9 protein-coding genes are annotated in these 12,583 nt (G+C 65.2%); 4 read left to right on the forward strand and 5 right to left on the reverse strand.

The window, feature by feature from the left end; translation table 11 throughout:
* Window positions 1-13: 13 nt before the first annotated feature.
* The 5 genes from HYH08_RS13360 to HYH08_RS13380 all read right to left on the reverse strand — a co-directional run bounded on the left by HYH08_RS13360 (window position 14) and on the right by HYH08_RS13380 (window position 5,683).
* Window positions 14-1,012: a formate dehydrogenase subunit gamma gene (locus HYH08_RS13360; protein WP_220010267.1), complete on the reverse strand. Its 999-nt coding sequence runs from the start codon at window positions 1,010-1,012 to the stop codon at window positions 14-16.
* 62 nt (window positions 1,013-1,074) lie between these two features.
* Window positions 1,075-1,677 (reverse strand): formate dehydrogenase FDH3 subunit beta, encoded by a 603-nt coding sequence (fdh3B, locus tag HYH08_RS13365; protein WP_220010268.1) that lies wholly within the window; start codon window positions 1,675-1,677, stop codon window positions 1,075-1,077.
* 12 nt (window positions 1,678-1,689) lie between these two features.
* Window positions 1,690-4,659: a formate dehydrogenase subunit alpha gene (locus tag HYH08_RS13370; RefSeq protein ID WP_220010269.1), complete on the reverse strand. Its 2,970-nt coding sequence runs from the start codon at window positions 4,657-4,659 to the stop codon at window positions 1,690-1,692.
* 9 nt (window positions 4,660-4,668) lie between these two features.
* A complete protein-coding gene (locus HYH08_RS13375; protein ID WP_220010270.1) occupies window positions 4,669-4,842 on the reverse strand; it encodes a formate dehydrogenase in 174 nt (57 codons plus the stop codon).
* A gap of 229 nt (window positions 4,843-5,071) precedes the next feature.
* Window positions 5,072-5,683: a TetR/AcrR family transcriptional regulator gene (locus HYH08_RS13380; protein WP_220010271.1), complete on the reverse strand. Its 612-nt coding sequence runs from the start codon at window positions 5,681-5,683 to the stop codon at window positions 5,072-5,074.
* A gap of 127 nt (window positions 5,684-5,810) precedes the next feature.
* On the opposite strand from HYH08_RS13380, the gene HYH08_RS13385 reads away from it, so the two are divergent.
* The 4 genes from HYH08_RS13385 to HYH08_RS13400 all read left to right on the forward strand — a co-directional run bounded on the left by HYH08_RS13385 (window position 5,811) and on the right by HYH08_RS13400 (window position 12,542).
* Window positions 5,811-7,043 carry a cytochrome P450 gene (locus HYH08_RS13385; protein ID WP_220010272.1) on the forward strand — a complete coding sequence of 411 codons (1,233 nt, stop codon included), beginning with the start codon at window positions 5,811-5,813 and terminating at the stop codon, window positions 7,041-7,043.
* 132 nt (window positions 7,044-7,175) lie between these two features.
* Window positions 7,176-10,820: an AsmA family protein gene (locus HYH08_RS13390; protein ID WP_220010273.1), complete on the forward strand. Its 3,645-nt coding sequence runs from the start codon at window positions 7,176-7,178 to the stop codon at window positions 10,818-10,820.
* A gap of 337 nt (window positions 10,821-11,157) precedes the next feature.
* Window positions 11,158-12,282: a DUF2336 domain-containing protein gene (locus HYH08_RS13395; RefSeq protein ID WP_220010274.1), complete on the forward strand. Its 1,125-nt coding sequence runs from the start codon at window positions 11,158-11,160 to the stop codon at window positions 12,280-12,282.
* A gap of 26 nt (window positions 12,283-12,308) precedes the next feature.
* Window positions 12,309-12,542: a hypothetical protein gene (locus tag HYH08_RS13400; protein WP_220010275.1), complete on the forward strand. Its 234-nt coding sequence runs from the start codon at window positions 12,309-12,311 to the stop codon at window positions 12,540-12,542.
* The last annotated feature ends 41 nt before the right edge of the window (window positions 12,543-12,583 follow it).

The following is a 12,583-nucleotide window of genomic DNA, read 5'->3' on the forward strand; positions in this document are numbered from 1 at the left end:
GTTATCCTTTAGCTCATTCAGCCGGCGTGGCCGATGCCCGCCGGCCTTCCGCTTCGAGCTTTTCGGCGAGCCAGCGGTCGTGATGCTCGCGCGCCCAATTGATGTCGACCTCACCGGTCCCCATCGCTTCGAACGCGCCTTCCATGCCGAGGGTGCCGATATAGATGTGTCCCAGGATCAACGCGATGAAAAGAACCGCGATGATGGCGTGCGCGACCTGGGCGATCTGCATGTCCGCAATATTGGTGCCGTAGAAGGGAAACAACAGCACGAATCCCGATGCCGATACCGCGATGCCGGCGCCAACCGACAGCCAATAGACCATCTTCTCACCGAGATTGAACCGTCCCGCGGGCGCATGCTTCGACTTGATGAAGCCGCCACCCTGCTTGACCCAGTCGATATCGACGCGCCTGAAGATATTGTCCCGGAAGAAAAGCACCGTGATCAGCGCGAGCCCGGTCACAAAAGCAAAACTCGTGAAATTGTGCACGTACTTGGCGATCTCGGAGATGTCGGAGAACAGGTCCGGGCCGACGAGCGGCCGTAGCAGGATCTTGCCGAAGGTGATGTTCAGGCCGGTCAATCCGAGCAACACGAACGAAACGGCCGTCAGCCAATGCGCGAACCGCTCGAATGCCTTGAAGCGGACGATGGTCTGGCCGGAGCGCCCTGCCTCGATGCGGAGCCGGCCCATCACCAGATAGGCCAGCGCGAGGATCGCAACCGTGCCGACGATCACCGCCGCTCCACCCCAGTGCAGCAGCACCTCGTGAAAATAATCCCAGGTCCGCCCCATCGGCTGCATCAACACGCTGGCTTTGACATCGGGAATGTCGATCCGGCCCTGGATGCGCGGCGCCCGCTCGAGCAGCGTCTTCTGGTTGGTGACACTGGCGGTCGGGTTGGGCGCCCCGTCAGGCCCGAGCTTCTGGGCCAGCGCCGGGGCTGCCGTGAGGCCGAACAGCATCAACAACAGCGCTGCGGTGCGAATGCGTGCGAAAGCCGTCATGACGGATACCCAATCTTCGTCCTTGGTCGTCGCGCTTCGATCGTCCGCAAGCGCAAGTCCTCTTATGACTTGACGTCCTCATGATAGGCGGTCGTCCAGCCCCAGGCCCCTGAGCCGTAGCCGCGTTTCTCGACGCGCTCCTCGTAGAGTTGCGCGATGATGTCGCCATCGCCTGCGAGCAGCGACTTGGTCGAACACATCTCGGCGCACATCGGCAGCTTGCCTTCGCCGAAGCGGTTCGAGCCATACTTGGCATACTCCTCGGCACTGCCGGGCGCCTCGGGTCCGCCGCCGCCGGCGCAATAGGTGCACTTGTCCATCTTGCCGCGCGAGCCGAAATTCCCGACCTGCGGATATTGCGGCGCGCCGAACGGACAGGCGTAGAAGCAATAGCCGCAGCCGATGCACTGATCCTTGTTGTGCAGGACGATGCCGTCTTCGGTCGGATAGATACATTTGACCGGGCATACCGACGCGCAGGGCGCATCGGTGCAATGCATGCAGGCCATCGACACCGACCGCTCGCCGGGCTTGCCGTCATTGATGGTGACGACGCGGCGCCGGTTGATGCCCCAGGGCACCTCGTTCTCGTTCTTGCAGGCGGTCACGCAGGCGTTGCAGTCGATGCAACGGTCCGCATCACAGAGAAATTTCATCCGTGCCATCGGTCTAACCTCTCATGCGGCCCTGATCTGACACAGCGTGGCTTTCGGCTCCTGCATGCCGGTGGCAGGATCATAGCCATAGGTCGTCAGCGTATTGACGCTCTCACCGAGCACGATGGGATCGGTGCCCGCCGGATATTTCGCGCGGAGATCGTTGCCCTCGTACCAGCCCGAGAAATGGAAGGGCATCCAGGCAACGCCCTTGCCGACGCGCTCGGTCACCAGCGCCTTCATCCGGGCCCGCGAGCTGTTCTCCGCGCCGGTCACCCAGACCCAGCCGCCATCGACGATGCCGCGCTCGGCCGCGTCCGCCGGATTGATTTCGACGTACATGTGCTGCTTCAATTCGGCGAGCCATTTGTTGGAGCGCGTTTCCTCGCCGCCGCCTTCGTATTCGACCAGGCGACCCGAGCTCAGGATCAGCGGGAACTGCTTCGCGATAGCGCGGTCGACGGCAGCCTTCTGCACGGAGAAGCCGATATTGGGCACGCGGAATTGCTTCGCGTCCGGCAAGGTCGGATAGTCGGCAACGAGATCGGGACGCGGCGTGTAGATCGGTTCGCGATGCACCGGAACCGGGTCGGGCAGATTCCACGCGATCATGCGCGCCTTGGCGTTGCCGTAAGGCGAGCAGCCGTGTTCGATCGCGACCCGCTGGATGCCGCCCGACAGATCGGTCGACCATGACACCTTGTCGGGATCGGCCGGATTGATGCGCGCGATCGCCTCGCGCTCCTGCGCGGTGAGGTCCTTGTCCCAACCGAGCTTCTTCAGCACGCCGAGCGTGAATTCGGGATAGCCGTCCTTGATCTCGGAGCCGACGGAATACGAGCCCTCGGCAAGAAGATTATCGTGATCTTCCCGCTCCACTTCCTGCCCGTTCTCCATCACCTTGCGCTTCACGATGCGCTCGACGCCGAACCGCGCGCGGAAGGTACCGCCGCCCTCTTTCACCGGCAGATTGGTGTTGTAGAGTATAGGCGTGCCCGGATGCTTGAACTCCGGCGTGCCCCAGCATGGCCAGGGCAGGCCGTAATAGTCTCCGCCAACCTCCGGATCGTCCTTTGGCGCGCGCAGCGTCACCAGATCGAACTTGTGCTGGTTGCGCATGTGCGCCTTGAGCCGCTCCGGCGACTGTCCGCAATATCCAGTCGACCAACCGCCGCGGTTGATCTCGCGCAGGATGTCCTCCGCCGAAACCGCGCCGTTCTCGACCTTGATGTTCTTGAACATCAGGTCGGCAAAGCCGAGCTTGCGGGCCAGCATATACATCGTGTCGTAGTCGTTCTTCGCCTCGAAGACCGGATCGACGATTTTTTCGCCCCATTGCAGGGACCTGTTGGAGTTGGTGCGCGAGCCCTCCATCTCGAAGCTGGTGCAGGCCGGCAACAAATAGGTGCCGTTCTTTCGCTCCGACAGCACCGACCATGCGGTCGGATAGGGATCGCAGACCACCAGCATCTCGAGCTTCTCGATGCCCTTCACGGCCTCTGGCATGCGGGTGATGGTGTTGACGCCATGCCCCATGATGAACATGGCCTGCACAGGGTTGGGTTGACTGATCTGATTCTTCGGCAGCAAGGTTGCGTCGAACCAGCGCGTGCTGGGAATGCCGGGCGTTTCCATCAGCTTCTTGTCGGGGAAACGCGACTTCATCCAGTCGTAATCGACCTCCCAGACCCGGCACCAATGCCGCCAGGCTTCTTCAGCCAGGCCGTAGTAAAGCGGCAACGAGGTGACATCGAGACCGAGGTCGGTCGCGCCTTGCACGTTGGTGTGGCCGCGGAAGATGTTGGCGCCCGCGCCGGGCATCCCCATGTTGCCGGTGGCGAGCAGCAACAGGCAGCTGGCGCGGACATTGGCGGTGCCGGTGGTGAACTGGGTCTGTCCCATCGCCCAGATCAGCGTGGCCGGCTTCTGCGTCGCGAACAGTTGGGCTACGTGCTTGACCTGCGCTTCGGGCAGGCCGGTCACGCGCTCGACCTCCTTGGGAGGCCACTTCGCAATTTCCTTGCGGACCTCGTCCAGGCCATAGACGCGCTGGCTGAGGAATTCCTTGTCTTCCCAGCCGTTCTCGAAGATGTGCCACAGCATACCGTAGATCGTGGCGATATGCGTGCCGGGGCGAACCCGGACATATTCGGTCGCGTGCGCCGCCGTCCGCGTCATCCGCGGATCGACCACGATCATGTTGGCGCGGTTGAGCTCCTTGCCTTCGAGAATGTGCTGCAGGGACACCGGATGGGCCTCGGCGGGATTGCCGCCCATCAGCAGGATGGTCTTGGCGTTGCGGATGTCGTTGTAGCTGTTGGTCATCGCGCCGTAGCCCCAGGTATTGGCTACGCCGGTGACCGTCGTCGAGTGGCAGATCCGCGCCTGATGGTCGGAATTGTTGGTGCCCCAGAACGCCGCGAGCTTGCGATTGAGATAGGCGGCCTCGTTGGTGAACTTGGCGGAGCCGAGCCAATAGACCGAGTCGGGTCCGGACTTCTGGCGAATGTCCAGCAGCTTGTCGCCGATCTCGTCGATCGCCTTCTCCCAGGAGATGCGCGTCCACTGTCCATTGACGAGCTTGACCGGATAGCGCAGGCGCCGCTCGTTCAACACGTCATCGCGCACTGCCGCGCCCTTGCAGCAATGCGAACCACGATTGATCGGACTATCGTAATCGGGCTCCTGTCCGATCCAGACGCCGTTGGCGACCTTGGCGATCACCGAGCAGCCGACCGAGCAATGCGTGCAGATATTCTTCCGGATCGTGACCGGCGCGCCGACAGGCGGCGGCGGTCCTGCCTCGGCCTTGCGCACGCCGTGCAGCGCGATCTCACCGACCGCGACCAATGCGCCCGCCGTCACGCCCGAACGCTTCAGGAAAGTCCGCCGGTCCAGGCCCGACGAAGGTATGCCGGATTCTGTGCTGGAAGGCTTCGCACTGGAAGGTTTGGCCCGCTCCGGACGACGCTCGGACTTCCTGATCAGCACGGAGGTCTCCTATCGAGCGCCGGGATAGGCGTTGACGCGGTAGAAGTTCCTGACTTCCTGCGAGTCGGATCGATAGCGCGCCTTGCGCTTTTGATCGAGGTCGACCGTCTTCGCGGAAGCCGGGGAGGGCAACAACTCGGCAGCGCTGACCGCACCGACACCGATCATCGTCAGCTTGAGCAAGTCACGTCGAAGAAGTTTTGGCGAAGGGTCATTCTTCAACGAAACGTACTCCCGTTTCAGATGGGCGTGTCGATACGTTATCCGAGTTCGGCGTCGGACATCAATCGCAATGCTGTGTTGCTTGGCCCGCAGAACTCCCAGCGCGGCAGCTTTCCCGTCGAAGTTCTCGTTCAGATCTAAAATTGTCGTGCGAATTGGAAACGGTGAGAGGATCAGCGTTCAGCGACTCTCACTCCGACGCGAGCCCCGTCCTCCGCCGCAGATCCGTGATCGCCCGCAAAAAGCTGTCCGCCGGCGTCGTCTCGGGATCGATCAGCCGGTGCAGCCGAAAGCCGTCTTCCAGCGCGAGCACGATGGACGCCATCCAGGGCGGGTTCAGCTTGTCGCCCCTCGCGCTGCTCTTCAGCGTCGCCTCGACGATGTCGGCAATCAGCTTGCGCCGCGCGCGCAGGCGCTTTGCCAGTTCCGGCCGGCGCTTCTCGGCGCGCGCGACGAACAGGATCATCTCCATGTGCAGGAGAGGGGAGCGGCCGAGCGGGTCCTGTTTGCTGCGGTCCATCGCCTTCAGTGCGGCGATGAAATCGTCGAGATTGTCGTGCTGGGCGAGGATGTCCATGTTGCGCCGGATCGACTGCTCGACATGGTCCTCGAGCATGGCGATGATCAGCTCGTCCTTGCTCTTGAAGTTCGAGTAGAACGCGCCGCGGGTGAAGCCGGCGGCCGCCGCGATCGCCTCGATGCTGGCGCCGCCGATGCCGTCTTGTTCGAACACGCGCGCGGCCGCTTCGAACAGCGCCTCGCGCGTGTCGTCCCTGGTCGGCCTGGTTCTCACCCTTGACATCGCGCCAGGTTAGGGCAGAATGCAACTCGATACAACAATGTATCGAGTTAATGATTTCAGGGGATGGTTACGCCGGGCTTTGGGCAGCCTTGCGTTTCGTGCATGCGGCAACCGATGTGAGGTCATTATGAACGAGCAAACGCAACCCACTGGCGGCGATCCGCTGTTCAACCCGCTGTCGCCGGACTTCATCCGCGATCCCTATCCGCATTACGAACGCCTGCGCGCGGTCGATCCGGTCCATGTGACGCCGTTCGGCCAGTTCGTCTGTAGCCGCCACGCCGAAGTCAGCCTCGTGATGCGCGACAAGCGCTTCGGCAAGGATTTCGTCGAGCGCTCCAAGCGCCGCTATAGCGACAAGATCATGGACGAGCCGGTGTTCCGCAGCATGAGCCACTGGATGCTGCAATCCGATCCGCCCGATCACACCCGTCTGCGCGGCCTCGTCGTGAAGGCCTTCACCGCGCGCCGGGTCGAGGACATGCGGCCGCGCATCCAGGAGATCGTCGACCAGACCATCGACGCCGTGATCGAACGCGGCCATATGGACCTGATCGAGGATTTTGCCTTCCGTCTGCCCGTCACCATCATCTGCGACATGCTCGGCATTCCCGAGGAGCATCGCCAGACCTTCTACAACAGCTCGCGCGACGGCGGCCGCCTGCTCGATCCCGTGCCGCTCTCGAAGGAGGAGATCGCCAAGGGCAACGCCGGCAACATGATGGCGCAGATGTATTTCCAGCAGCTGTTCGAGCTGCGCCGCAAGAACCCCGGCGACGATTTGATCACCCAGCTGGTGCAGGCCGAGGAAGACGGCCACCAGCTCACCAACGAGGAACTGACCGCCAACATCATCCTGCTGTTCGGCGCCGGCCACGAGACCACCGTCAATCTGATCGGCAACGGCCTCTTGGCGCTCCATCGCAATCCAGACCAGCTCGCGATGCTGAAGGCGCGGCCGGAGCTGATGGTCGGCGCGATCGAGGAATTCCTGCGCTACGATTCCTCGGTGCAGATGACCGGCCGCGTCGCGCTGGAGGACATCGACGATCTCGGCGGCAAGAAGATTCCGAAGGGCGAGACCGTGCTCTGCCTGCTCGGCTCGGCCAACCGCGACCCCGCAGTCTACCCCGATCGCCCCGATCGGCTCGACGTGACACGTCAGAACGTGAAACCGCTGTCGTTCGGCGGCGGCATCCATTTTTGCCTGGGGGCCCAACTGGCGCGCATCGAGGCCGAGATCGCCATCGCCACGCTGCTCCGCCGGCTGCCCGACTTGCGCATCGACGACGTCGAGAACCCGAAATGGCGCCCGACCTTCGTGCTGCGCGGCCTGACGCAGCTGCCCGCCAGCTGGTGAGGCCGGCAGCGTTAACCTCCGCGCGCAACAGTCGCTGTGACTTCGCCACACTTCCCCCTATATAAGGGACTGTTCCGGCGCGCCTGAGGCCCTCAGGTCAGGCTTGGTGCCGGTTTGGCCGAGGGGAGACCCGTGCAGACGACGCTGCTCGGATTGGCGATTGCCTTCATCATTGCGCTGCTGGCCGCGCTGATCGGGCCTTACTTCATCGACTGGAACCAGTTCAGGCCCCAGTTCGAGGCGGAGGCCGGCCGGATCATCGGCGTGCCGGTGCGGGTGGCGGGCGAGCTCGATGCGCGGCTGTTGCCGGCGCCGACCTTGAGGCTGCGTTCGGTCACCTTCGGCGGCAACAACGATCTCGGCCGCCTGCGCGCCGACAAGCTCGACGTCGAGTTCAGCCTGAGCTCGCTGATGCGGGGCGAATGGCGCGCCACCGAGCTGACGGTGGGCGGCATGGCGGTCGATCTCGGCCTGGATGCGCGCGGGCGGGTCGATCTGCCCTCCACCGCGAGCGGCACCTTCAACCTCGCCTCGCTCGCGATCGAGCGGCTCAACCTCACCGGCCGGGTCGCCCTGCACGATGCCGCCAGCCGTTCGACCTTGGAGCTGAACGACATCGCCTTCTCCGGCGACGTCCGATCGCTCGCCGGCTCGGTGCGGGGCGACGGCAATTTCACCGTATCGGGCACGCGCTATCCGTTCCGCATCTCTTCCGGCCCGAGCGCCGATGGCAGCGCTACGCGCCTTCACCTCAACATCGATCCCGGCGAGCGCGCCATCCTGGCCGATCTCGAAGGCGTGCTCGCCTTCGACAACCGCCTGCCGAAGTTCGACGGCGCACTGACGATCGCGGTGCCCACGACGAAGAAGGCGGGCGAGGCCGGGCCGACGCCGTGGAAGCTCACCAGCAAGCTCAAGGCCGACCCGGCCGGCGCCAGGCTCGACCAGATCGATGCGAGCTTCGGCGCCGAGGACCATGCGCTGAAACTGGGCGGCGTCGGCGACCTCAGGTTCGGCGCCTCGCCGTTGCTGCGCACGGTGCTCTCGGCGCGCCAGATCGATGCCGACAAGCTCGCCGGCAAGGACGATTCCGAGCCGCTGCGGATCCTGCCGGCGCTGCGCGCCGGTCTCGCAGCGATCCCGCAGGCGCCGATCCCGGCGCAGATCGAGTTCAACTCCGACCAGATCATGCTGGGCGGCCGCCCGTTGCAAAACATCGCGGCCGAGCTTCGCACCGACGGACGCTCCTGGACTTTCCAGCGGCTCGAGCTGCGCGCCCCCGGCATGACGCAGCTCTCGCTCAACGGCGCCACGCCCGGCGCCGACAGCTTTAGCGGCCGTCTCAGCGTCGAATCCTCCGATCCGGATACGCTGGTGGCTTGGCTGCAAGGCCGCAGCGAGATCAGCCGCCGCAGCACGCGGCCGCTGCGACTCGCCGGCGAGGTGACCGTCGCCGCCAACCATCTCGCCATCGACAAGCTCAAGGCCGATATCGAAGGCGGTACGGTGGAGGGCCGCATCGGCTTCGTGCAGACGGGTGCGAGCAAGGGCTCGCGGATCGACGCCGATCTCAAGGCCGATCGTCTCGACCTCGACGCCGCCGCGAGCTTCGTGCGCGCGCTCGCAGGACCGCAAGGTGAATGGCCGGAGGAGGCAAAACTCTCGCTCGATATCGGCCGCGCAATCTCCGCCGGCCAGGAGCTGCGGCCGTTCGCGGCAAAACTCGGCTACGGCCCGAATGCGCTGTCGCTGGAGCAGCTGCGGTTCGGCCAGACCAGCGGCGTCACCACCGAGGCCAGCGGCAGCTTCGATCGCACCAAGGCGACCGGCAAGCTCGCGCTGAAATCCTCGGCCAATTCGCTGCGTGAGCTGGCCGCATTGCTGGAGCCGTTCGCGCCGTCGCTGCGCGCGCGGCTCGATACCCTGCCGCAGCTGCCCGGCGCGACGCGCTTGAAGCTCGACCTCAGCCTCGACAAGAACGCCGAACATGCCGATCGCGGCGATGCCCGCGCCGTGCTCGATCTCGACGCGCCGCAGCTCAAGGCGACCGCGACGCTGGCCGCGCAGACACCGCTCGCGGCCGTCAACGGCCTCGACATCGAGCGTTTGCGCAGCAGCGACTTCACGCTGGAGTCGAAAGTGTCGACGCCGCAGGCTGGCGCCTTGCTGGCGCTGGTCGGCCTCGATCGCGTGGTCGCCGCAGGCGAGGGCCCCTCTCAATTCGAAGGCAAGCTGAGTGGATCGTGGCGGCGGCCGCTGCAACTCACCGCAAAGCTCAGCGGCGCTCTGGATGCGGACGCCCAAGGCAGCGTCGAGCTGTCGGAGCCGAAAGCCAATTTGAATCTTCGCGCGCGCAACGTCAACCTGGCGCCGCTGTTCGGAACCGGCACGACCGACAAGGCGACGCAGAATGTCAGCCTGTCGTCTCGCGTTGCTTTCTCCGGCAACCGCCTGACCTTCGACGATCTCGACAGCACCGCTTCCGGGTCGCATCTGCGCGGCCATCTCGCTGTTACGCTCGATCAGGAGAAGAGCGTCGACGGCGAGGTCGGCCTCGACACGCTCGACCTCGCGCCGGCGCTGGCGATGGCGATCGGTGCCGCCGGACATGATGCCGGCGATCCCTTGAGCAGCGGGCTGCTCGGTGGCTGGCGCGGCCGCATCGCTTTCCAGGCCTTGCGCGGCACGTTGCCCGGCGGGCTCGAGCTGCGCCCGTTCGGCGGCACCATCCGCAGCGACGGCCAGTCGCTCGCGCTGGATGCGCTGAAAGGGAATGTCGGCGGCGGCGAGATGTCGGCGAGTTTCGATGCGCGCAATGGTGCGAACAGTGTTGCGTTGAGCGCGCGCATCGAGCTCGCCAATGTCGATGCGGCCAGTTTGCGCTACCGCGACCTCGCGCTGCCGAAGGGGCGTGCTTCGGTGCAGATGGCACTGACCAGCCAGGGCCGCAGCGTCGCTGCGCTCACCGGCGCGCTCGCCGGCAACGGCACGGTGACGCTGGACTCGGCCGAGATATCGGGCCTCAATCCGCGCGCCTTCGAGATCGCCATCCGCGCCAGCGACAGCGGCCAGGTCTCCGATGATAACCGCTTGCGCCAGCTCGTCGAGCCCGCGCTGGCGGCCGCTCCCATCGCGGTCGCCTCCGCGCAGATCCCGTTCACGATCCGCGACGGACGGCTGCGCGTCGGCGCGACGCCGCTGGAGGCCAGGAACGCTCGCGCCATCGTCTCCGGCGGTTATGACATTCCGGCCGACCAGGCCGACATCCGCGCCAGCTTGACGCCGATCATGACCGGCCTCTCCGGTGCGCCGCCGGAGATCCAGCTGTTCGCGGCCGGTCCCCCCGACAGGCTCAACCGCACCGTCGATGTCGCGCCGCTGTCCTCGTGGCTTGCGGTGCGCACGATCGACCGCGAGACGCGCCGGCTGGATGCGATCGAGCGCGGCGAGCCGCCGCCGGCGACTGCCGCACTGCCGACGCTGGTCTCGCCCGATCCCGCGCCGGAGCCCTCGCTCACCGACGTGCCGATGCCCGGCCGCGATCCGCGCCGCGGGCCGGTGCCGAAGCCCAAGGCCGCGCCGACGCCGAAAGCGCCGCAGGCTGCTCCCGCCGCTCCAAGTCCGCCACTTGCAAGCCCTCCATTCGCAAGTCCTCCACTCGCCAGCCAGCAGGTCGCCCCGCTGCCGCCGCCGATCGACGTGAAGCCCGCGCCGGGCCCCGCGCCCGCAAAGCCCAAGCCAAAGCCGCCGCTGGTGCTGACGCCGCAGAATCCGTAGGACAGCTACGCTGGCTGCCGCGGGCTCGGTCTTCACCTCTCCCCAGTGGGGAGAGGTCGGATTGCTATGGCGCGCAATCGCGCGCCTGAGCAATCCGGGTGAGGGGGCGCGGCACCCAGTGAGACCAGAACCCCTCACCCGGATCGCATCTGTCGATGCGACCCGACCTCTCCCTACGGGAGAGGTGAAGCACCTCACCGACGGGTAAACCCATTCCTTCGCATTTTAGCGAATTTTCGTCGGCAAAACTGCTGCACCGGCTTTACTGGATTCTCGCGTTTGTTCCCTAGTCTCGACGCCAGAGGAATCCGAACGACCAAGAACTGGGGTGATCGAGATGAACGGGGCGAAGACGCTTCTACAGGATCTGGACGACGCGATCGCGCGCGGCACCGACGAAAGCCGGACGCGGGCGTTGTGGCATGCGACGGACATTCTGATCACCGGCCGCTACAGCGACGACGAGATCAGCATGTTCGGCGAGGTGATCGGCCGGCTCGCCGACGAGATCGAGGTTGCCGCGCGCACCCAGCTCTCCGAGGTGATGTCGGCCTGCGATCACGCCCCGCTCAACGTCATCGAAAAGCTCGCGCTCGACGACGAGATCGCGGTCGCCGGCCCCGTGCTGCGCGACTCCACGCGCATCGACGAGAAGATGCTGGTCCAGAGCGCCTTGACCAAGGGCCAGGCGCATCTGCTCGCGATTTCCCAGCGCCAGTCGATCGGCGAGGCCGTCACCGACGTGCTGGTCAAGCGCGGCGACCAGGCGGTCGTGACGTCGGTCGCCAGGAACGAGGGGGCCCGCTTCTCCGGCTCGGGCCTGCTGCATATGGTCCGCCGCGCAGAGGGCGACTCGATCCTTGCCGAGCAGCTCGGCCTGCGCAAGGACGTGCCGCGTCATATCTTCCAGCAGCTGATCGCCAAGGCGTCGGAAGACGTTCGCCGCCGCCTCGAGAGCGAGCGTCCCGAGATGATGGCGCAGATCCAGAGCTCGGTGACCGATGTGACCGGCGATCTGCAATCCAAGTTCGGCCCGTCCTCGCGCAGCTATTTCGTCGCCAAGCGCGTGGTGACGACGCAGTATCGCCAGGGCAATCTCAACCAGGATTCGATCTCGAACTATGCGCGTCAGCACCGCTTCGACGAGGTGCAGATCGGCCTGTCGCTGCTGTCGGCGCTGCCGGTCGACGTGATCGAGCGCGCGCTGATGGACCGCAACCGCGAGATGATCCTGGTGCTGTGCAAGGCGCTCGACTTCTCCTGGGACACCACGATGTCGCTGCTGTTCCTCGGCGCCAAGGATCATCTGATCACGGCGCGCGAGCTCCAGGACAATGAACGCGAGTTCGGCCGGCTCAAGATCGAGACCTCGCGCAGCATTCTGAAGTTCTACCAGTCGCGCAAGACCGGCGCGGGTGCCGATGCGGGCTCGGGCCGTCAGCCCGAGCTCCAGGTCCACTGAGCGGGAAATCGAGGGAGTATTTGAGAATGTTGCCTCAATTCGGCACCGCAGTTCGCAAGACCAAGAGCCTCAAAGTCGAGCCGAACGGATCGGCTCCCGAGAAGGCGTCCGTCGACGCCGCCTGGCTCGTGCTCGAAGCCGCCAACGATCTCGGCGACCAGACCGCGATCGCGGCCTGCCGCCGCGTCATCGACGCCGAGCTCAACGGCACGGTCGCATCCCCTGCGGATACCGATCTCGTGCTGGGATATTTCCGATAAGAATCCTCCGGCTGTAACCCGCACGGAGCGGCCTGGAGCCG

The organism is Bradyrhizobium sp. BR 10289 (assembly GCF_019455385.1).
Lineage (GTDB): Bacteria > Pseudomonadota > Alphaproteobacteria > Rhizobiales > Xanthobacteraceae > Bradyrhizobium.

Bases quoted from the DNA above. Each gene is read 5' to 3' on its own strand.
- HYH08_RS13360 (WP_220010267.1), bottom strand. From the start codon at position 1,012: ATGACGGCTTTCGCACGCATTCGCACCGCAGCGCTGTTGTTGATGCTG.
- fdh3B (WP_220010268.1), bottom strand. From the start codon at position 1,677: ATGGCACGGATGAAATTTCTCTGTGATGCGGACCGTTGCATCGACTGC.
- HYH08_RS13380 (WP_220010271.1), bottom strand. From the start codon at position 5,683: ATGTCAAGGGTGAGAACCAGGCCGACCAGGGACGACACGCGCGAGGCG.
- HYH08_RS13385 (WP_220010272.1), top strand. From the start codon at position 5,811: ATGAACGAGCAAACGCAACCCACTGGCGGCGATCCGCTGTTCAACCCG.
- HYH08_RS13395 (WP_220010274.1), top strand. From the start codon at position 11,158: ATGAACGGGGCGAAGACGCTTCTACAGGATCTGGACGACGCGATCGCG.
- HYH08_RS13400 (WP_220010275.1), top strand. From the start codon at position 12,309: ATGTTGCCTCAATTCGGCACCGCAGTTCGCAAGACCAAGAGCCTCAAA.